This window comes from Micromonospora sp. NPDC050200 (assembly GCF_040656135.1).
Classification (GTDB): Bacteria; Actinomycetota; Actinomycetes; order Mycobacteriales; family Micromonosporaceae; genus Micromonospora.
Genome location: NZ_JBFALG010000026.1, coordinates 1 through 21,520 on the forward strand (window position 1 = coordinate 1; position 21,520 = coordinate 21,520).

Sequence of the window (21,520 nt, forward strand, 5' to 3'; positions counted from 1 at the left end):
ACAAGGTGTTCACGTTCCACACTGACAAGGCGACGATCGATGTCAAGGTCGTCAAGCTCCCGACGTACTCCACGCTCGAGGTGGTCGGGTTGGACGCCGCGCCCGGTGCCGACGTGCAGACCCTGCTGTGGGGTCCGGTCCCGACGAGCGTCACCCAGACCATCGGTGAGACGGCGGGTGTGGTCCGTAACGACTCGTTCGCGTTCGGGTTGCATCCGCTCAACGACAAGACGGTGGGTGGTTGGCCGAACGAGCACCTGTCCTACGGGTTCGGCCCGGACCTCATCTGGAATCCCTACCGCCTGCAGACCGGCGCGAGGGATGAGTGGCTGGCCAGTAACGTCGCGGCGAAGACCACGTGGGGCAGCATTCTGCGCGCTTCTACGTATGACTACAGCCGGGTGCGGATCCGGCAGCGCACCACCGGGTATGAGATCCCGCTCGGGCCGCTGCCGGCGCCGGAGGGCCGGATCGTGGGGTCGAAGATCGCGTTGTTCGGCAGTGCTCCGGATCTCGCGCTCAGTGTGCTGAGTGAGATCGCCCAGGGTCAGGGCCTGCCCTATCCGACCATCAACGGCCAGTGGCAGAAGGTGGCCCAGCGCACCTCGCAATCCCACTTCTGGGTCCACGGCCTCAACACGAGCAATGTCACCGCCGCCAGCCGGTATGCCAAGCAGGCCGGGATCAAGAACATTTACGCGATCTCCGGAAACGGGCCGTGGGTATCGCACGGGCACAACCAGTTCAACAGCTCGTTCGGTGGCTCGGACGCGGCGGCGGCCCAGTTGGTGGCTACGGCGGCGAAGGAGGGGATCGAGGTCGGCGTACACACCCTGTCCGACTTCATCGACGTTCATGACCCGTACGTGAAGCCGCCGGCTGACCCGCGGCTGGCGGTGGGGGGGAGTGTCAAGCTGACCCGTCCGCTCGACCAGTCGGACACCACGCTGTACGTGGACGCCGACCGCCCGTTGGGGCCCGGCCTCGACGGTAAGCGGCTGCGTATCGGTGACGAGTTCGTCACCTATGGCACCGTCACGAAGGTCAGCGACACCGAGTGGCGGGTCAGCGGCCTGGCGCGGGCGCAGTGGGGATCCGCCGCGAAGTCCTACCCGGCCGCCACCAGCGCCGCCCGGGTCAACCAGAACGGCTACGGCGGGGCGATCGGTGATCTGCCGATCATCGATGAGATCGCGACCCGGCTGGCCACCGCGTACAACAACACCGGTATTCTGGCTACCTCCTACGACGGGTTGGAATCGGCGGGCTACACCGGCTGGGGTGGCTACGGCTTCGCGCGTCTGGTTAACGGCGTCTACCGGCAGCTCGATTCCACGGACTTCATCACCGAATGCAGCAACCTCTCGTCCAACACCTGGGACGCCCAGTCCCGAGCCAGTTGGGGCGAGATCGGCCCCACGGACTACGCCCAGATCATTCGGAGCAACATCTTCTACCGCGCCAACTATCTGCCCGGGATGATGGGCCAGCAAGGGCTCTCCGGGAACTCCAGCCTTCAGACGATCGAATCCACCCTGGCGCGTGGGGCCTCTCTCGACGCTGGCATCAACTACGAGACCAGCGTGAGCAGCCTCGCCTCCGGATCGAACACCGCCGCGGTGCTTCAAGCTGTCAACCTGTGGGAGTCCGCGCGCAACAGCGGTGCGTTCACTCCCGAGCAGAAGAAGCTGCTGGGCGATGCCAGTACCTACTGGCATCTGGGTGAGGTCACGCCGGACAGGGCGTGGTCGCTGCAGCGGTTGGATTCGGCTGGTGAGCCGGTCGGGGAGCCGCAGCCGGTCACGGCTCCGGAGCCGGGGTTCACCACCCCGCAGCCGCCGGACGCTCAGATTGGCAAGCTGTACGAGTTCAAGGTCTCCTCGAGTACTCCGCAGACGATCCGGTACGAGGTCACCTCGGGTGCTCTGCCGGCCGGGTTGAGTCTGAACAAGGACACCGGTGCGATCACCGGTATCCCGACCGCGGAGGGTGGCAGCGAGTTCACGATCACCGCCCGTAACGGCGGGGTGGTTCCGGACGCGTCGATCAGCTACGAGATGAAGGTGACTCCGTTCCTGGCACCGCCGCAGATCACCCTCACCGCCGCCGTCGCGCGCGGCACGCTGGCCCGGGGCGACTCGGTCAATGTGTCGCTTACCCTGCGCAACGACAGCCCGCAGCCGGCGTCGGGTGTGCTGTTGCTGACCGGGCCGGACTCGGTGGGTGTCGACCCGGGCTCGGTGGAGTTCTCCGGGCTCGGATCCGGCAGGGCGGTGACCCGGACGTTCCGCGTCAGCGCCAAACCTGATGCCGCGCAGGGTGAGGCAGTGCTGACGGCCTCCGCCCAGGGGACCGGAAAGCCGGTGGCACCGGTCCAGGTGCCGTTGACGATTGTCAACCCCGTCAACATCACCGCGAATTCAGCGAGCCTGGATCTGGTCGCGGGGCAGGCCGGGCCGGTCACGGTCACGGTCGCCAGCAACCTGACCGGCACCACGACCACCACGGTGCAGGCGGACGTCCCGTCCGGGTGGACAGCCGGCGAGCCGCAGTCGGTCACGCTCGGTGCCGGCGAGTCCAAGACCCTCACGCTGTCGGTCACCCCGGCCGCGGATGCGTTCGGCAAGGCCACGCTCACGGTGTCTGCCAAGGGTGAGTTCGCCACGGTGAGCCACACCCTGCCGGCCGTTGTCAGCAAGCCGGTGACGATGGTCGGCAAGGCCGACGCCAGCACCCGGGAACTCGCGTTGAGCCCGGACCGATACAGCGCCTACCCGACGACGTTCCCCAACGACGTCAGCTTCACCGCGGGCGTGAATGACCCCGCCACCGCCTGGAGTTACATCCAGCCCGGCCCGGCCGACACCTGGGCCGGAGGCAAGCCACACACGTTCCAACTGACCTTCAACCTCACCGAAGCACCCAACGCCGATCTCACGTTCACCGCCTGGCTGTACGACACCCACGACGCCGCCCCACCCACGCTCCAGATCGGGCTCAACGGCACCACCGTCGGCACCGCCCAAACCCCGGCCGGCGCCGGCCGGGGCCACCGATGGACCGACGACATCAAACCATCCACAGTGAACATCACCCTGCCCACCACCAACCTCAAAGCAGGCGACAACACCATCACCATCACCACCACCAACGGGTCATGGATGGTCTACGACGCCGCCGCCGTACGACAACTCCCCGTGAGCTGAACCAGCACATCGGACCGTGATGCGGTAGGCGCGGCTGCTGACCAGAAACCAACAACCATCAGCAGCCGCGCCCACCCCAACACCGCCCTGCGCGACGGCGATCATCAAGCACACGCCGATCGCTTCGTTGCCGAACCCGCCGGGCTCACGGACCCCGACTGCCCTCATCGCCTCCCGGCACCGCGCCGCGCTCCGCCTATCAGCCGAGGACTCCGCCCGAGCTTCGCCTGTGGCGGATACGCGTCAAGGCGGCAACCCGCCGTCCCTGCAGGTTGAGCACCATTCTCGGCGACCGTCAGCATGAGCAGACCGTATTCATGCCGTTGTATGAGGAGTCGCATGCTGTCGTCCTTCGGCCGGAAGGTCGTCCCTCTCCTGGTCGGTGCTCTGGCGAGCATTGCGCTCGGGGCCTCGCCCGCACTCGCGAACGACACCCGCGATCCCGCAGCCCTGGCCGGGCACCGTCCGCAGCAGACCGGAAAGCCACCCAAGCCCGAGCGCCCCGATGCCTCCTTCGGCCAACGCAGCAAGGGCGGCCGCGCGCTTCACGCGAAGTTGGGCGACTACGACCAGCGAATGTTGCAGCGCGCACAGGCCTCCGGCCAGCGTACCGTCACGCTGCTGATGTCCGCCCGGCGCGGCTCGACCAGGTCCGTCGCCGCGGCGATCAGGCGGGCCGGCGGGTTCGTCGGCCGGATCGAGGATGATCTGGGCTACGTCCGGGCGGCCGTCCCCACCGGGGTGGTGGTGAACGTCGCCGAGCGCGACGACGTGCTGGCGATCGACCTCAACGACACGTTCCAAGTCCCGGACCCTCAGCAGACAAAGGCTGCCGGGGAGCCGGTGGACAGAATTGCGCCCCCCGACAAAACCACCCCCGCGAACAACCCGTACCTGCCGGTCGGCGAGACCGGCGCCGTCGACTTCGTCGACGCGCATCCCGGATGGGACGGGCGGAACGTCACCGTCGGAGTCCTGGACGGCGGTGTCGACCTCGACCATCCAGCCCTGCAAAAGACGACCGACGGTCGGCGCAAGGTCGAAGGGTGGTTCGCCGCCACCGACCCGTTGATTGACAACGACGCCACCTGGCTCCAGATGACCACCAAGGTCACGGGGCCGTCGTTCAAGTCGGTCGGTCGCACGTGGACCGCCTCCGCCGGCCAGTTCATGTTCGCCGTGTTCAACGAGGCGTCGTCATCCAGAAGCGAGGCGGCCGGCGACCTCAACCGCGACGGCGACACCACCGATCGGTTCGGGGTCCTGTACGACCCCGCAGACCACCGCATCTGGGTGGACTCCGACCTCGACGCCGACTTCACCGACGAGCCGGCGATGCGGCCGTACGGGGTCGACCACCAGATCGGCCACTTCGGGGTCGACGACCCGGCCACTGCAGTTTCGGAGCAGATGCCGTTCGTGGTCGACTACCGCGAGGACGTCGACCTGTCCCCGCTCGGCGGCGGTAACGTCGGCAAGGTCGCCGACTACGTCAACATCGGCGTCGTCGCCGGATCGCACGGCACGCACGTCGCCGGGATCATCGCCGGCAACGGGCTGTTCGACGGGCGAATGCACGGCGCAGCCCCGGGTGCCCAGATCGTGTCCGCCCGCGCCTGCACCTGGAACGGCGGCTGCACGGCCGTCGCGCTCACCGAGGGCATGATCGACCTGGTTGTGAACCAGCACGTCGACGTGGTCAACGTCTCGATCGGCGGTCTTCGGGCGCTCAACGACGACTCGGACGCGATCGCCCGCCTCTACGGCGAGCTGATCCGCCGGTACGGCGTTCAGATCGTCGTCTCCGCGGGTAACGACGGACCCGGCGTCAATACGGTCGCCTCGCCCTCCACCGGGGACGGCGTGATCAGCGTCGCCGCCTCGGTCAGCAAGCGAACCTGGTGGTCGAACTACGGTGCGAAGGTGCGAGCTGGTCAGAGTACCTTCGGCTTCTCCGCGCGCGGCCCGGGTGAGGACGGCAGCCTCAAGCCGACCGTGGCAGCGCCCGGCTCCGCGATCTCGGCGACCCCTGCGTGGCTTGACGGGCAGGCCGTGCCTGAAACGGGCTACCACCTTCCCCCTGGGTACGCCATGTACAACGGCACCTCGATGGCGGCTCCACAGGTCACCGGTGCCAGCGCGCTGCTGCTTTCCGGCGCGAAGGCGACCGGTGTCGCCGCGCCGGCATCGAGCCTGCGCACGGCACTGACGGACACCGCCCGGCTGATCGAGGACCTGCCCACGGCGGCCCAGGGCGCCGGTCTGATCGACGTCTCCGCCGCGTGGGACCTCCTGGCCAAGGGCATCACCACCGCTGGCTACGACGTCCAGGCCCCGGTCTGCACAGCACTCTCGGCATACCTCGCGACACCCGGCACGGGCAAGGGCGTCTACAACCGCTGTCTGCCGGAAGCGGGCGGCCAGCGGGTCGGCGTCAGCACGACGTACGACGTGACGGTGACCCGGCTGGGCGGCTCCGGCTCGCCGATGACCCACCAGCTGTCCTGGGTAGGGAACGACGGCACGTTCGAGGCCCCGCCGACGGTGCGCCTCGCCCACCGGCAGGCGACCCCCGTGCGAATCGTCGCCACACCGGCCAGCCCCGGCCTGCACTCGGCGATCCTGCGGATCGACGACCCTCGGACGCCCGGCACGGACCAGCTGATTCCGGTCACGGTGATCGCGACCCAGGCTCCGGCCGCACCCGGCTGGGCGGCGACCAGGCAGGGGTCCGTGCAGCGCGGGGACACGGAGTCGTTCTTCGTCGCGGTGCCTGAGGGTGTCGGCAACCTCCAGCTGTCCCTGGACGGCGTGGGTGACGGCCAGGTACGCGCCTTGGCAATCGACCCGACCGGAATGCCCGTCGACGGCACCGCAAGCAACCGCTGCTACACCAACCACTCTGACCCGGCGGCCTGCGACCCGAACGATCGCGCCTACCCGACCCCGATGCCCGGTGTCTGGGAGTTCCAGGTGGAGGCGCGTCGTACGTCGCCTCTGCTGGACAACGACTATCGGGCCCGAATCGCCCTGCAGGGCGCCGAGCTGTCGCCGTCGAAGGCCAGGATCCCGTCGCTCTCGGTCTACCGGCCGGCGAACGCATCCTTCACGGCCACCAACACCTGGGGCCCGGTCGACGCGAGGGCCGCGGAGAGCCAGCTGGGCCGGGTGCGCGACCTGTGGAGTACGGTCGCCGACGGCGCGACGACCGGCGCCCTGATCCAGGTGCCGCGCGACGCCACGGGACTCGACCTGACGCTCACCCCTCGGCAGGACGACGCCGACCTCGACGCCTACCTCATCTCCGCGTCAACGGGTGAGCGATGGAGCGCCAACCGGGTCGGCCCGGGCAGGGAGCGGATCACTCTGCGCAACCCGCGACCGGGGACCTACGTCATCGTGGTGGCCGCCGTCAACGTGCCGTCTGGTTCCACCGAGTTCGACTACCACGAGCGGATCCTCTCCTCGAGCATCGGCAAGGTGGCCGTCGGCGATGCGTCGCCGACGACACTCGAGCCTGGCGACCAGCTGGGTGTCGACGTGGAGGTGACCGCCTTCGCCGAGCCCCTCAACTCCAGCGGGCTCGCTGGACTGGTCTCGGTGGTCAACGCCAAGGGCGCGGTCATCGGCGAGGCAGAGGTGCTCGTCGACGAGGTGCGGACCCCGCAGGCCGAGGTCCTTGCCTCCTTCGCCCCCATGGTCGGGTTCGACCTGAACAACGCGGGGCAACTCGCGGGAGACAAGCAGATCAACGCCCGAACCAGGCCCGTGCGCTGGACCCAGGCCGGCGGCGTCGAGCCGCTGGGCATGGGTACCGACGGCCTCAGCGGCACCGCCCTTGACATCAACGAGGCCGGAGCCACAGCGGGCTTGATCGTCACCACTGCCAGCAAGGTCAAGGCAGTCACCTGGCACCCGGACGGCACCCCGGAGTTTCTGGGCGTCCCGGACTGGCGTCCGTACACCAGCGCCCGTTCATTCGCGCTCAACGACCACGGAACCGTCGTGGGCAACGCGACGGTCATCCAGCGCGAGGCCGACGGCCGCCAGCAGCTGTACAACGACCCCTTCGTGTGGACCGCGACGGACGGGTTCCGTCGGCTTCCGCACCTGGGATCCAACCCCAGCGCCACGGAGCCGCTCGCGATCAACGACGACGGGTACGTCGTGGGCCACTCGCTGGTTGACGGGGTCTCGCACGCGGCGCTGTGGCATCCCGACGGAACCGTCGAGGACCTCGGCAGCCTGCCCGGCATGCATGGCGGCACCGCGATGGCCATCAACGCCGACGGGGTCGTGGTGGGCGAGAGCGGGGACGACGCGTTCGTCTGGACCAGGACCGGCGGTATGCGACGGCTCCCCGACTTCGGCTTCGACGCCACCGCCACCAAGGTGACCTCCGACGGGTGGATCGTGGGTACCGCCGAGGTGCTGCCCGACGAAGAGCGGCCGGTCGTGTGGGACCCGCAGGGGCGGATCTACAACCTCAACAACATGGTCGGGCAGGATGTGATGTACGCGCTGCTGCCCATGGGCATCAACGACTCGCACCAGCTCGTGTTGTACGGCTACGTTGGTTCCGGCTCGGGCAACGCCCTCATCCGGCTCCCGAAGCAGCTGCCATGACGGGCCGCTGTCGGTGACATGAGTGCGTCGGCGTCCCGGAACTCTCCGGGGTGCCGACGCACTCATCGGTTGGCTCAACCGTCGAAATTCCTGAAACCAATCGAACGCTAGGCCAGGAGCACCGTTACGCCGGCCGCCCGCAGATCGGCCACGACCTTCTCGTCGGCTGCGTCATCAGTGACCAGGGTGTCCACGGCCGATGCATCGCAGATTTTGGCGAAGGAGTGGCGCCCGAGCTTCTCCGAGCCGGCCGCGACCACCACCTGGCGGGCCCGGCTCACCATCAAGGCGTCGATGCCCGCCTCGCTCTCGTCGTGACACGACGTCCCCTCGATGGAGAACCCGTCGACGCCGAGGATGAGGATGTCCAGCCACAGGGACTGCATGACCATGCTGGCCAGCGGCCCGGTCAGCTCGTACGACTGGGGCAGGGCGACCCCGCCGAGGATGACAGTGCGTAGGGACGGCCGCAGCACCATCTCGGTGGCGATGTTCAGCGCGTTCGTCACCAGCGTCAGGGCCGGTCGGTGGGTGGCCCGCGCCAGGTCGGGCCGCGCCGCGATGTGCCGGGCGGTGGCCGATGTCGTGGTGCCCCCGTTCAGCCCCACCACGCTGCCCGGTTCGACGAGCCCGGCGGCGGTGATGGCGATGCGCTCCCTGGTGCTGTGGTCGCCGCCGTGGCGGTAGCGGACCGGCAGGTCGTAGGCGACCGAGCTGGCCACGATGCCACCATGGGTGCGAGTCACCAGATGCTGTTCGGCCAGGGCGGTGAAGTCACGGCGGACGGTCGCCTCGGAGACCTGCAGGGCGGTGGCGGCCTCGGTGACGGACAGCCGCCCACCACGCGCGGCCAGGATCTCCAGCAGAGACTGCAGCCGGCGGGCGCGATCGGCCATCCCGCCCCCCGCGGCGGCTTCCGTCGTGGTCTCGGTCGAGGTCATTTGACGGCTCCGGCCGTCAGACCGGCGACCAGGCGCTTCTCGACCAGCGCGAAGAGGATGACCACGGGCACGATGCTAACGATCGAGACGGCGAACACATAGTGCCACGCGGAGTCGTACTGGCCGACGAACTTCGTGATCGCCACCGACAGCGGCTGGTTTTCCGCCGTGCTGAGGATGACCAGGCTCGCCGCGAACTCGTTCCAGCAGGCGACGAAGGTGAAGATGATGGCGGTGACGATGCCGGGCCATACCAGCGGCAGCGTCACGCGGCGCAGCGTCTGAAGCTTGCTGGCGCCGTCCATCATCGCCGCCTCGTCGATCTCCTTCGGCAGCCTGGAGAAGAAGCTGTGCATGATCCAGACGGCGAAGCTGAGGTTGAAGGCGGCGTTGACGAGAATCATCGCCAGCCAGGTGTCGTCGATTCCGAGCGCCAGGAACTGCCGGAACAGGCCCGGCGCCAGCACGGTCGGCTGGAGCATCTGGGTGGCCAGTACGAGCAGCAGGAACACCCCGCGGCCGGGGAACCGGTGTTTGGCCGTGTAGTAGGCGGCGGGCAGGGCGACCGCGAGCACCAGCAGGGTCCCGCAGAAGGAAATGATGAGGGTGGAGACGAGGTTGTACGGCAGTGGCGTCTCCGGAGTGGACCACATGGTGACGTAGTTGGACGGGCTCCACTCCGTCGGCAGGTACGTGGGCGGAATGCGCAGGATCTCCGCGTGCCGCTTGAAGGACCCGATGAGCATCACCAGGTATGGCGCCAGGAACACCACCGCCACCACCATGCCGGCGGCCGTCTTCAGCCAGCGCCGGTCTCGGCGGCCCCTGGTGCCCCGGTGCGCGTCCGTCGCGCCTGCGGTGGCTCGCCTGCCGGTCGTCTCTCGGGTCGTCGTAACCACGGCTACTCGTCTCTCATCGGCCGCAGAGCCGCCAGGTAGATGCCGATCACCGCGAGGACGATCAGGAAGTTCACCACGCTGAGCGCGCTGGCGAGGTCGACCTGACGGTCCTGCTGGATGTACTTGAAGATCAGTGTTGTCGTGGTGTCCGCGTCGTACCCGGGGATGCTGCCGGTCATCGTGCGCAGGATGGGCAGGGAGTTGAAGACGTTGATGATGTTGATGAGGACCGCGACGGCGATCGCGGGCCGTAGGATGGGCAGGACGACCGTGCGGTAGATGCGCCCGGGCCCGGCACCGTCCATCCGGGCCGCCTCGATCACGTCGTCGGGCACCATCTGCAGTCCGGCGAGGATGGTGTAGGTGGTGAACGGAAGGGACACGAACACCGCCACCACCATGGACACCACGAACGCGGGCACCGGTCGGCGGGTGAAACCGAACCCCGCGTCGAGGATGCCGAGGTCGACCAGGAACTGGTTGAAGATGCCGTAGAACGGGTCGAGCGCATAGTAGAAGACGGTCGAGGTCATCACGACGCTGGCCGCCCATGGCACGATCACCGCCAGCCGGACCAGGCGCCGGCCGGGGAACGCCTGGTTCAGGAGCTGAGCCAATGCCAGGGAGAGCAGCAGCGTCAGCAGGACCACGCCGACCACCCAGATCACGGTGTTTCCGAACACCCTGCCCAGCGCGGGGAGATTCAGCAGCGCCAGGTAGTTGTCCAGCCCCGCCGGGCCGCGATCGACTCCGGCCTGCGAGACGTCCCGGGAGGACGTCCACACCATGTAGGCGGCGGGGAACAGGACGATGGTTCCGATCAGTGTCAGCGCGGGCAGCAGCCAGGGCAGGGCCGTTGCCAACTCCCGGTGCGCCGGTCGTGCCGGCCTGCCGGTCGACACCGGCACCTGCCTGGTCTGCTCGCTCATCGTGTCCTCGATCAAGGCGTCAGGCGTCGGCCTTGGCCTGAATGTCCGCCAGCACCGTCTTGGGATCCTTGCCCTGCCCGATCTGGCCGATCAGGCTCTGGATGGCACCCTGGGTCGCCGACCAGCGGGGGTTGGTGCTCGGGTAGAACTGGGCGCTCGGGAGGACCTCCAGGAAGCTGGCGATCTCCTTCTTGTCCTTCAGCGCCTCCGCCCCCGACTTGGTGGTGGGCAGGAAGCCCTCCGTGTCCACGAACTTCTTGTAGACCTCGGCGCTGAAGAAGTAGTCCAGGAAGGCCTTGGTCGCCTCCTTCTTGCTGCCGTCGTTCTTGAACGCCATGAGGTGGTCGGCCACCCCGAGGGTCATCGGCTGCCCGTCGCGGGTGGGTATCGGCGCGGTCCCGTACTTGAGCTTGGGGTTCTTCTGCGTGATCTGCCCAACCGTGGGGGGCAGCCCCACAGCCATGGCGATCTTGCCCTGAATGAACACGTCCAGCATCGGCGTGCGGTCGCTCGCCCCGGGGTCGGGCTGGGTCAGCTTGGCATCGATCATCCGCTTCATGAACTGCACCGCTTCGACGTTGCGCGGGTTGTTGACGGTGATCTTGTCGCCCTCGTTCCACGCGCCGCCGTTGCCGAAGTTCCAGATCGAGGTCTCCGCCTGGGCCTCCTCGCTGCCCAGCGGCATGCCGTAGCCGTAGACGCCGGCGTTGAGATTTTTGATCTTCTGCGCTGCGTCGTACAGCTCCTGCCAGGTTGCCGGGGGCTTGGCCACGCCTGCCTTGTCGAGCAGTTCCTGGTTGTAGAAGAGTGTGCGGGCCGAGGCGATCATCGGCAGGCCGTACATCGTGCCGTCGATCGAGGCGTTCTTGGCGAAGGAGTCCTGGAAGTCGGTCAGGGTCTCGGGGGAGACGACCTCGGCGGCGGGGTAGAGCAGCCCGTCGGAGGCGAAGCCGGAGAACGCGTCGATGTTGAGGATGTCCGGCGCGGCGTTCGCCTGCACCTTGGTCCGGATGACGTCGTTGATGTTGTCCCAGGACTGGATCTCGAGGTTGACGGTGATGTCCGAGTGCTTCGCCTTGAAGTCGGCGATGATGCCCTCCCAGAGGGCCTTGGTGCCGTTGCTGTAGCTCGGGACCAGCAGCGACAAGGTCTTGCCGTCGCCGCTCTGCTCGTCGTTACCGCCGAAACCGCAGGCGGTCAGGGCCATGCCGGCGATCGCAAGCGTCGCCGACCAGCGCAGAAACCGTTTCACTCCTGCCTCCATCCTGAACGGATCATGAACAGCTGTGATCGAACGCGCGTGCCGACCCTTGTGGATGCCGCTCGCCGGCCACGACCTGGCAGAAGTGCGCCACCGTCTCGGTGATCGCCTCCCGGGCCGGCGCGAGATACCGGCGCGGGTCGACCAACTCCGGGTGCGCGGCCAGCAGGCCGCGCACCGTCCCGGTGAAGGCCAGGTTCAGCGCCGTACCGATGTTCACCTTGGCGATGCCGCCCACGACGGCGCGGCGCAGCTCCTCGTCGGGAACGCCGGACGAGCCGTGCAGCACCAGCGGCACCGCGACCACGGCCCGCAACCCCTCGATCAGGGAATGGTCCAGGAGGGCGCTGCGCGTGGTCATGGCGTGCGTGGAGCCGACCGCCACGGCGAGCGCGTCCACGCCGGTCTGCGCCACGTACGCCGCCGCCTCCGCCGGGTCGGTGCGGGACCCGGGGGCGTGCGGATCCAGCGGCGGCTCGCCGTCCTTCCCGCCGACCGTGCCCAACTCCGCCTCCACCCAGAGCCCCCGGGCGTGGGCGAACTCGGCCGCCGCCCGGGTGGCCGCGACGTTCTCCCGGTACGGCAACCGGGACGCGTCGACCATGACCGAGCCGAAGCCGTGCTCCGGCGCCTGCCGCCAGAGGTCGGGGGAGACGACGTGGTCGAGGTGCAGCGCCACGTCGACGGTGGCCGTCGCGGCGACGGCTCGGGTCGCGGCGGCGATCGGCGCGAGCCGACCGTTGTGGAACCGTACGGCGTTCTCGCTGATCTGCAGGATGACCGGTCGCCCCGCAGCCTCCGCGCCGGCGACGATCGCCTCTGCGTGCTCCAGGGTTATCACGTTGAACGCGCAGACCGGAGCCGCGGTGGTGATCTGTCCGGTCGGTACCAGTGGCATCACGCCTCCTTGACGATCACAGCTCGGCGCAACCGCCGGTAGTCGGACAGGTCCAGGCTTCCGGCCACCGGCGCCCTGACCGCCGCCGCTGACAGCGCCACCGCGTCGGCGAGCCGTTCCGGCCAGGGCCGAGGGTGGATCATGCCGTGCGCGAGCGCCGCGACACAGGCGTCCCCCGCCCCGGTCGGGTTGCCGGCGACCGGATGCGGCAGGAATGCGTGCCAGCTGCCCTGTTTGGTCAGGGCGAGCAGTCCCTCCGGGCCGAACGAGGCCACGACGGTACGCGCGGCGAGCGCGCGTAACGCGTCGAGGGCCGCGGCCGGCCGGGGGAGCGCATGCCCGACGAGGCCGGCGAGTTCCTCGGCATTCGGCTTGACCAGGTCAGGGCTGGCGCTCAGGCCGTGGCGCAATGCGTCACCGCTGCTGTCCAGCACCGTCCAGGCGCCGGCGCCGCGTGCCGCCTCGATCAGCGCACAGTACGCGTCGACCGGAACCCCCGGTGGCAGGGAGCCGGAGAGCGCGACCACCTCCGCGCCGCGTACCAGGTCGGCGAACCGGCTGAGGAACGCGGTCCACTCGTTCGGGGTGACGATCGGCCCGGGTTCCCACAGCCCGGTCGCCGCATCCGGCTCGGCCACCACCACGGTGCGCCGGGACTCGGCCGCGATCGGCACGAACGCCTCCCGTACCCCTTCGTCGGCCAGCAGGGACCGGATCCGGGCGCCACCGGCGCCACCAGCCAGCCCGGTGGCGATGACGGGGTCACCGAGGGTGCGCAGCACGCGGGCGACGTTGACGCCCTTGCCGCCCGCCCGCTCGGCCACCTCGGTGACCCGGTGCGTGGCGCCGGGCACGAGGGCGGGGACGCGGTACGTCACGTCAAGCGCGGCGTTCAGCGTGACGGTGAGGATCATCCGGCCGGCCCGTCGAGCACCGCACCGTCGGTCTCGCCACGGGTCGCCAGGACCACCGAGCGGGTCAGGTGGCGCGGCGCGTCGGGGTCGAGCCCTCGGTGGAGGGCCAGGGCGACGGCCAGCCGCTGCGCGAGGATCAGATCGGCCATCGGGTCGCGTGCGGAGTGGACGAAGGTGGCGCCGGTGCGCGTCACCTCGTCGGGCAACCCCGCCGGCACGGCCCCGAATGCCCACACCGCCCGACCGGGGCCGGCAATGGCGATCGGGCCGTGCCGGTAGTCCAACGCCGGGTATGCCTCCGCCCAGAAGCGGGCGGCTTCGCGGCATTTGAGCCCCGCCTCGTGGGCGAGGCCGACGGTCCAGTTCCGGCCGAGGAACGTCACCTGTTCCAGCGCCGCAGGATCCAGCGGCAGCGGTGCCGCCAGGGCCTCCGCCGCGTCGCGGAGCGCCCGGTCGAGGTTCTCGCCGAGGTGCGCGCGGAGCATCGCCAGCACGGTCGTCGCGAACCGGGTCTGCACCACCGACTTCTCATCGGCGAACGGCAGGCAGACGGGGTCGTCCACGAGGGCCACCGCCGGCGACCGCGCGTCGCCGAGGATGCCGGTGGTCCGGGTGTTGCCCGCGATGTCGCGCAGGACATCCAGCACCTCAGTGGTGGTGCCGGAGCGGCTGATCACCAGCACCCGGTCGTAGCGGCGCTGCTTCGGGAACTCCGACGCCGCGAACGCGTCGGTCTCGCCGTGGCCGGCCCGTTCGCGCAGTGCGGCGTACGCCATCGCCATGAACCACGACGTGCCGCAGCCGACGACGGCGACCCGCTCGCCACGTCGCGGCAGCTGGTCGGCGATCGAGCCTGCCAGGGCAACGCCTCGTTGCCAGCACTCCGGTTGGCTGGCGATTTCTTCGTCGACGTGTGTCATGACCGCTCCCGACCGCTGCCCACGATGCACCTCAGCCGGGGCGCGAAACCGCTCGGCTAGGCAGTGACCCGAGCGTAAATGAACAGCCGGCAGTTGAGCAATGCGTCGCACGCGATTCGATCAGGACAGCGCAAAGATGCTGGTCTACCACTTGCCATCGATGAGTGTTTGATTGACACTGCTCATCAGTTCGAGTAATCAGGCAAGTTCGATCAGAAACCGTCACAGAGGAGTGATCGCTGTGGTCCCACCGCCCCAGTTCAGTCCGTCCCGTCGTGACCTGCTCCGATCCGGTGTCGTGCTGGGCACCGCCGCCGGCCTGACCGGCGTCGTCGGCGCCCCCGCCGCAGCCGACCCCACCGGCGCCGAACCGTCGCGCGGCAGCGACGAGAAGAGCATGGCCAACGTGCCGTTCGAAGGCTTCGACCGCGTCCGCGTCGGGCTCATCGGCCTCGGCGAACGCGGCGGCGGCCAGGACCTGCGCTTTGCCGCGGTCGGCACGGTCACCGCGGTCTGCGACTTCCGTCCCGAGCGGGTCAACCGCACCATCGGCCGGATCATGCAGCAGGGCTTCCAGGACACCCCGCCGGTCGGCTACTCCGCCGGTGAGGAGGACTACCTCAACCTCCTTCGCCGCGACGACATCGACCTCGTCTACATCGCCACCCCTTGGGAGTGGCATTACCCGATGGCGAAGGCGGCCATGGAGCACGGCAAACACGTCGCCGTGGAGGTGCCGATCGCGCCGTACCTCGATCAGATCTGGGACCTGGTCCGCACCTCGGAACGGACGCGGAAGCACTGCATCCTGCTGGAGAACGTCAACTACTTCCGGCCCGAGATGGCGATGTTCAACATGGCCCACCGAGGGCTCTTCGGCGACCTGCAGCACGCCTCCGGCGGGTACGTCCACGACCTGCGCTGGCCGTACCTGTTCGGCGGCGCCTACTACCCCGAGCACTGGCGGCGCCGCTGGCAGACCAGGATGAACGCCTCGCACTACCCCACCCACGGCCTGGGGCCGGTGTCGGCCACCCTGGGCATCAACCGCGGCGACCGGTTCGAGGAACTGATCGCCGTGGCGTCCCTGCCCAAGGCGCTGGCGCTCTTCCGTTCCGAGGACCCGCGGGTGGGCCCCGACCACTCGTCGTGGGATGACGAGCCCTACATCTCCGGCGACCGGCACACCTGCTTCGTCACCACCACCAGTGGCCGGTTCATCCGGGTCGAGCACGACGTGAACTCCCCGCACCCGTACAGCCGGGAGACCACGCTCACCGGCACCCGAGGCACGATCCAGCTGGACAACAGCCGGGTCTACCTCGAGTCGCTCGGCCACCGGAACCACGCCTGGCGGACCGGCACCGACTACACGACGATCCTGCGGCAGCACGACCACTGGTTGTGGCCGACGCTGGAAGAGCTGGCCAACCGGTACGGCGGTCACGGCGGCGGGGACTTCATCGCCATCTGGCGTCTGGTCCAGACGATGCGGCTCGGCATGACCCCCGACATCGACGTCTACGACTCGGCGGCATGGTGCTCGGTGATCCCGCTCAGCCACGAGTCGTTGAAGACCGGCCAGATGCACGCGGTCAAGGTGCCCGACTTCACCCGCGGGCACTGGCAGGAGGCGCGGCCCACGTTCGACCGGCCGAAGCCCGAAGACCCCTGGCTGAAGGACAACTGAACCCGGTGCCCACCACCACACCGCCTCGCACCCACGCGTCGGAGGACCTCGTGAAACGACACTCCCGCCTGTCGCGGTGGCTGGCCCGGACACTCGGCGCCGGGCTGACCGCCGCCCTGCTCGCCGCGCCAGCACCGGCCGCCGGTGTGACACCAGCGGTCCCGCTGCCTCAGATAACGCCCGTTCCCCACCAGATCGCGCGCTCCGGCCACGACGTCGTCGTCCCCGGTAGGGTCGAACTGGTCACCGGCCAGGACACCGACGGCGCCGCCCGGCGGCTGCTCGTCGACCTGCTGACCAGCCACGGCGCCGACCGCGTCGACGTCGTGACCGCACCCTCGGGCCGCGCGCCGCTGTCGATACGGCTCGGCCCGGCAGACCGGCCCGACGTCGCGGCCGCGCTCGGCGCGACCGCCGTACCCGAGCACGCCGAGGGCTACGCGCTCACCGTTGCCCGAGCGGATGCGCCGCTCGGCACGGTCGCCCTCGGCGGCACCGACGCCGCCGGGCAGTACTACGCCGTGCAGACCCTGCGACAGCTGTTCCTTCCCACCGACGACGGCGGCTGGCGCATCGCTGGTGCCACCGTCAGCGACTACCCGGCGATGCCGCTGCGCGGCACCATCGAGGGCTTCTACGGCGCGCCGTGGACCCACCAGGAGCGCTTGAACCAGCTCGCGTTCTACGGAGACGTCAAGGCCAACACCTACATCTACGCGCCGAAGGACGACCCGTACCACCGGGCGCGCTGGCGTGAGCCGTACCCGGCGGCGAAGCTGGCCGAGCTGAGCGAACTGGTCGATCAGGCGAACGCCCACCACGTACGGTTCACCTTCGCGCTGTCCCCGGGCAACACCATCTGCTACAGCGGCACGGCCGACCGGGGCGCCCTGCTGGCGAAGTTCCAGGCGATGTACGACATCGGGGTGCGGGCCTACTCCATCCCGCTCGATGACATCGCCCTGCGCTTCAACTGCGCCGAGGATGCCGCCCGCTACGGCACCGCCACCCAGGCCAGCGTCGGCCGCGCCCAGGCCGAGCTGCTCAGCTACGTGCAGGAGACCTTCGTCGAGACCCACGGCGGCACGTGGGCGCTGCAGACCGTCCCGACCCAGTACGGCGACCTGTCCGAGACGCCGTACAAGCAGTCGTGGCGCACGTTCCTCGACCCCGAGGTCGTCGTGATGTGGACCGGCACCGCCGTCGTCCCGCCGAGCATCACCATCGCCGAGGCGGAGCGGATCTCCCAGCTGTTCGGCCGGAAGGTGTTCGTGTGGGACAACTACCCGGTCAACGACTACGGCAACACCAGGGGCCGGCTGCTGCTGGCGCCGTACGACAAGCGCGAAGCGGGGCTGTCGGACCATCTCGCTGGCATCGTGTCGAACCCGATGAACCAGGCCGCGGCGAGCAAGGTCGCGATTTTCGGCTTCGCCGACTTCACCTGGAACGACCGCGCGTACGACGCGGCACGCAACTGGCGGGAGGCGATGCGTTACCTCAGCGGAGGCGACCCCGCCGCGACGGAGGCTCTGCTGGTCTTCGGTGACCTCAACCACCTCGCCCCGAGCTTCGGCGCCCCGTGGCAGTCGCAGGCACCGGTCCTGGATGCGGCGATCGACGCGTTCTGGGCGGCCTGGCGGGGCGGCGACCGCAGCGGCGCAGTCGCCGGCCTTCGGGCCCACGTTGACCGGATCGCCGCCGCACCCGCCGACATCCGCGCCGGCGCGGTCGACCCCGGCTTCGTCTCCGACGCCTCGCCGTGGCTCGACGCGACGGAGCTGTGGGGGCGGTCGACGCAGCGCATGCTGGACGCGCTGCAGGCCAGGGTCGGCGGTGACGAGCCGGCTTCGGACGCGTTCACCGCACAGTCACAGGCGCTGATGGAGCAGGCGCGGACGCTCGTCGTCGACCCGCCGGACAACACGTGGGGCCGGGCACCGGTGCGCATCGCCGACGGCGTGCTCGACACCTTCCTGTTCGAAGCCAAGCTGACCCTTGAGCTGTGGGGGATCGGCGACGTCGAGAACCTGGCGCTCTCGGGAACCGCGACCGCCTCCAGCGTCGAGCAGAACCTCGACCGGCTCGCGCCGCGGTTCGTCAACGACGGCGACAACGCCACACGGTGGGCGTCCGGATACTCCGACACCGAGTGGGTCCAGGTCGAGCTGGCCGGGCCGTCGGTGATCGGAGCCGTGACGGTCAACTGGGAGTCCGCCTGCGCCACGGCATACCGGATCCAGACCTCGACCGACGGCGTCACCTGGCGGACAGCGCGGGACGTGACCGACTCCAGCTGCGCCCTCGACGTCGTCAGGCTCGACGACGACACACCGGTCCGCTTCGTGCGGATGCAGGGTGTCGACCGGAAGACGAACTGGGGCTATTCCATCTACGAACTGGGCATGTACGGCGCGGCCGGCTGACCGAGACCGTCGAGGCATCCTTCGGGGCTCTGCTGATCGGAGAGGTTCCGCACCGATCGCAGGCCCCGAAGGACCTCGCCCACTGGCGAGGCGCCTACCACTATCGGCGGAGCGCCTTGGTTGGTCGCCCCGCCTCGGTCGCCAAACGCGTCGCCGTTGCAGGAGACGATGCGAGGTGCAGGTCGAGCGGTCATGGAGGAGCGCCCGCTCGACCTGCACCTCGCGGACCTGCGTGTCACCTCGTCCACGACGACGGTGTCGAAGACCGGCAGTGGCGCATCGAGCACCCGGGACATCTCCCGGGGAGTCGGCGTGCTGCACGGTCGAGGCGAGCACCGTGTTGTACCGGGCCAGGTCCGCTCCACCAGTTCGAGGTCCTCCCGCAGGTCGTCCCGGTAGGCGCGGAGCACCTCGGCGGTGCTGTCGGCGGACGCGGCGTGGACCTGGTGCACCGCGTCCGCGATCTCGATCAGCAGGTCCTCGACGGGTCCTCCAGCACCTCGGAATGCGCTCTCCGGAGCTTCGCAGAGAGTGCGGGGAGCCCGCCCGTCCGAGGGTTCCCCGCACTCCGACTCGTGGAAGGGTCAGACTCCGACCCTGGCCTGTGCAGCCGAGATCGCCTTCGGTGAGCGGCGTCCGGGCATCCACCAGTTGGCCTCGCCGCACAGTTCCATCACCGCGGGGACGAGGATCATCCGGATGATGGTGGCGTCGACGAGTACGGCGACGGCCATGCCCAGACCGATCTGCTTGATCGAGACGTCGGGGCCGAGCAGGGCGGTCGTGAAGATGGCGATCATGATGGCGGCCGCGGCCGTGATGACCTTGGCGGTCCGCGCCAGTCCGCGAGTGACGGCCCCGCGGGTGTCGCCGGTGCGCTCGTACTCCTCACGGACCCGCGAGATCAGGAAGACCTCGTAGTCCATCGACAGGCCGAACAGGAGCGGGAACATCATCATCGGTACCCAGGTCGTGATCGGCATCTCGGTGGGGAAACCGAGCGCCGAGCCGAGCCATCCCCACTGCACGATCGCGACCAGCACGCCGTAGGCGGCGCCGATCGACAGCAGGTTCATCACGGCGGCCTGCAGCGCGATCGTGACCGACCGGACCAGCGCGACCAGCAGCAGCAGGGACAGCACGATGACGACCGTGATCATCAGGGGCAGGCGCGAGCTGGTGTCCTCGGCGAAGTCGATCGCGCCGGCGTTCGGGCCGCCGAGGTAGACCTCTTCGCCTCCGGGTGCCTTGAGCAGCACGTCGTCGCGGAGCTTGTGGACCAGGTTTGCGGTCGCCTCGTCCTGGTATCCGGTCTTGGGAAAGGCCATGAAGATGGCGGCCTGCCCGTCCCTGCTGACCCGGGGCGGCGTGGCGTAGGCGATGCCGTCGGTCTTCCTGACCGCGTCGACGACGGAACTCAGATCGGCGTCCTTGGAGTCGACCTCGGTGGCGAAGATCAGGGGTGCGCCGTAGCCGGGACCGAAGCCCTCGGAGATGATCCTGTGCGAGGTGTAGCTGCTCCGGTCGTGGGGCTGGACGCTGGCGTCGGGCAGGCTCAGCCGCATCGACAGCGCGGGGGCGGCCAGCACCAGCAGAATCGCGCTGGCCAGAATCGCGGCGACCAGCGGCTTGCGCTGCACCACGGCGGCCCAGCGCTCGGCGGAGGTGCGGCGCTTCGGGGACGGGACACCATCGGCCCTGGGCCGGCGGGACGTGCGACGGGGCAGGCGCAGAGAGTTGATCTTGTGGCCGATGAAGCCCAGGAACGCCGGCAGCAGGGTCACCGCGGCGATCATCGTCACCAGCACGGTCACTGACGCGCCGATGGCCACGCCGGTCATCATCTTCTGTCCCATGGCGATCAGGCCCAGCAGCGCGATCAGGACGGTCGTGCCGGCGAACAGCACCGCGTGACCCGCGGTGGTGATGGCCTTGACCGTGGCGCTCTCGGGCTCGTCGCCGTCCTGCAGGCTGTCCTTGTAGCGGGTCAGGATGAACAGTGCGTAGTCGATGCCGACACCGAGCCCGATCAACACGGCGACGAACACCGTGAAATCGGGCGAGGGGATCAGATGTCCCACGAGCTTCATCAGGGCGACGCCGCCGAGGACCGCCATCAGTCCGGTCACGATCGGCAGGCCCATCGCCACCAGCGACCCGAAGGCGATGAACAAGATCGCCGCCGCCGTCAGGAGGCCCACACCCTCGGCCGGACCCTGCGGGGGGGTCTCGGCCTTTTCCGCCTTGTCCCCGCCCAGCCCCAGCGTCACGCCGTCACCGGAAGCGTCCTTGACCGTGTCGACCAGAGGCTTGACCTCGGTCTTCGCCACATCCTTGTCGGTCAGCGGGATGGTCGTACGGGCGATACGACGATCCTTCGTCACCAGGTTCTCGTCCTGATACGGCGAGGTCACCGGCCCGGTGACGGGTGAGGCGTCCAGATCGGCGATGATCTTCTCGATCTTTTGCCGGGCGGCGGGATCGTCGATCCCCTTCTCCGCCTTGATCGCGAGAGTCAGCGTGTCCCCCTGCTGCTCGGGGAAGTGCTTCTCGATCAGAACCTGCGCCTTGGCGGAATCGGAGTCTCCACCGGCGTAGTCGTTGTCGGAGGCGGCGCCGTAGTTGAAGCCGACGAACGCCACGGCGATCACGCCCACGATCCAGGCCAGGAGGACCAGCCGGCGGCGCCGGTAACAGAACCGGGCCAGTCCCGCCAGAGCTCCATCCGTACGGGGAGCCTCGGTTGTCATCATCTTCTCCTCAAATCGTTGAACGATGCAATCAAACGCCTTGATCCGTCGCCTGCGTAC

At 69.0% G+C, this 21,520-nt stretch carries 12 protein-coding genes; 4 read left to right on the forward strand and 8 right to left on the reverse strand.

The genetic code is table 11. From position 1 onward, the window contains the following. A partial coding sequence (locus AB0I41_RS18505) for a putative Ig domain-containing protein (protein WP_357108684.1) occupies window positions 1–3,206 on the forward strand: 3,206 nt, incomplete at its 5' end. 339 nt (window positions 3,207–3,545) lie between these two features. Then, on the forward strand, window positions 3,546–7,832 hold the full coding sequence (locus AB0I41_RS18510) for a S8 family serine peptidase (RefSeq protein WP_357108687.1): 4,287 nt from the start codon (window positions 3,546–3,548) through the stop codon (window positions 7,830–7,832). 107 nt (window positions 7,833–7,939) lie between these two features. Here AB0I41_RS18510 and AB0I41_RS18515 read toward each other — a convergent pair whose 3' ends face one another. Genes AB0I41_RS18515 through AB0I41_RS18545 form a run of 7 tightly spaced genes read right to left on the reverse strand, consistent with a single transcriptional unit; the run spans window position 7,940 to window position 14,594 of the window. After that, entirely contained in the window at window positions 7,940–8,773 is an 834-nt protein-coding gene (locus AB0I41_RS18515; protein ID WP_357108689.1) for a DeoR/GlpR family DNA-binding transcription regulator, read from the reverse strand. After that, on the reverse strand, window positions 8,770–9,672 hold the full coding sequence (locus tag AB0I41_RS18520; RefSeq protein ID WP_357108692.1) for a carbohydrate ABC transporter permease: 903 nt from the start codon (window positions 9,670–9,672) through the stop codon (window positions 8,770–8,772). The genes AB0I41_RS18515 and AB0I41_RS18520 overlap by 4 nt, the downstream gene beginning before the upstream one ends. 2 nt (window positions 9,673–9,674) lie before the next feature. Continuing rightward, window positions 9,675–10,601: a sugar ABC transporter permease gene (locus tag AB0I41_RS18525; protein WP_357108695.1), complete on the reverse strand. Its 927-nt coding sequence runs from the start codon at window positions 10,599–10,601 to the stop codon at window positions 9,675–9,677. Between the two features lie 19 nt (window positions 10,602–10,620). After that, window positions 10,621–11,853: an extracellular solute-binding protein gene (locus AB0I41_RS18530; RefSeq protein ID WP_357108698.1), complete on the reverse strand. Its 1,233-nt coding sequence runs from the start codon at window positions 11,851–11,853 to the stop codon at window positions 10,621–10,623. 22 nt (window positions 11,854–11,875) lie between these two features. Next, a complete protein-coding gene (locus tag AB0I41_RS18535) occupies window positions 11,876–12,760 on the reverse strand; it encodes a class II fructose-bisphosphate aldolase (RefSeq protein WP_357108701.1) in 885 nt (294 codons plus the stop codon). Then, entirely contained in the window at window positions 12,760–13,674 is a 915-nt protein-coding gene (locus tag AB0I41_RS18540) for a 1-phosphofructokinase family hexose kinase (RefSeq protein ID WP_357108703.1), read from the reverse strand. The genes AB0I41_RS18535 and AB0I41_RS18540 overlap by 1 nt, the downstream gene beginning before the upstream one ends. Then, the gene (locus AB0I41_RS18545) at window positions 13,671–14,594 is read right to left on the reverse strand and encodes a sugar isomerase (protein WP_357108706.1); all 924 of its coding nucleotides are present in this window, start codon (window positions 14,592–14,594) and stop codon (window positions 13,671–13,673) included. The genes AB0I41_RS18540 and AB0I41_RS18545 overlap by 4 nt, the downstream gene beginning before the upstream one ends. Before the next feature lie 241 nt (window positions 14,595–14,835). On the opposite strand from AB0I41_RS18545, the gene AB0I41_RS18550 reads away from it, so the two are divergent. Beyond that, window positions 14,836–16,284, forward strand: a complete 1,449-nt coding sequence (locus tag AB0I41_RS18550; RefSeq protein WP_357108709.1) for a Gfo/Idh/MocA family oxidoreductase — start codon at window positions 14,836–14,838, stop codon at window positions 16,282–16,284. Between the two features lie 50 nt (window positions 16,285–16,334). Further along, on the forward strand, window positions 16,335–18,710 hold the full coding sequence (locus tag AB0I41_RS18555) for a beta-N-acetylglucosaminidase domain-containing protein (RefSeq protein ID WP_357108712.1): 2,376 nt from the start codon (window positions 16,335–16,337) through the stop codon (window positions 18,708–18,710). A 584-nt stretch (window positions 18,711–19,294) separates the two neighbouring features. Here the strand turns inward: AB0I41_RS18555 and AB0I41_RS18560 are convergent. Further along, the gene (locus AB0I41_RS18560; protein WP_357108715.1) at window positions 19,295–21,361 is read right to left on the reverse strand and encodes an MMPL family transporter; all 2,067 of its coding nucleotides are present in this window, start codon (window positions 21,359–21,361) and stop codon (window positions 19,295–19,297) included. Between the last annotated feature and the right edge of the window lie 159 nt (window positions 21,362–21,520).

Bases quoted from the DNA above. Each gene is read 5' to 3' on its own strand.
- AB0I41_RS18510 (WP_357108687.1), top strand. From the start codon at position 3,546: ATGCTGTCGTCCTTCGGCCGGAAGGTCGTCCCTCTCCTGGTCGGTGCT.
- AB0I41_RS18515 (WP_357108689.1), bottom strand. From the start codon at position 8,773: ATGACCTCGACCGAGACCACGACGGAAGCCGCCGCGGGGGGCGGGATG.
- AB0I41_RS18525 (WP_357108695.1), bottom strand. From the start codon at position 10,601: ATGAGCGAGCAGACCAGGCAGGTGCCGGTGTCGACCGGCAGGCCGGCA.
- AB0I41_RS18535 (WP_357108701.1), bottom strand. From the start codon at position 12,760: ATGCCACTGGTACCGACCGGACAGATCACCACCGCGGCTCCGGTCTGC.
- AB0I41_RS18540 (WP_357108703.1), bottom strand. From the start codon at position 13,674: ATGATCCTCACCGTCACGCTGAACGCCGCGCTTGACGTGACGTACCGC.
- AB0I41_RS18545 (WP_357108706.1), bottom strand. From the start codon at position 14,594: ATGACACACGTCGACGAAGAAATCGCCAGCCAACCGGAGTGCTGGCAA.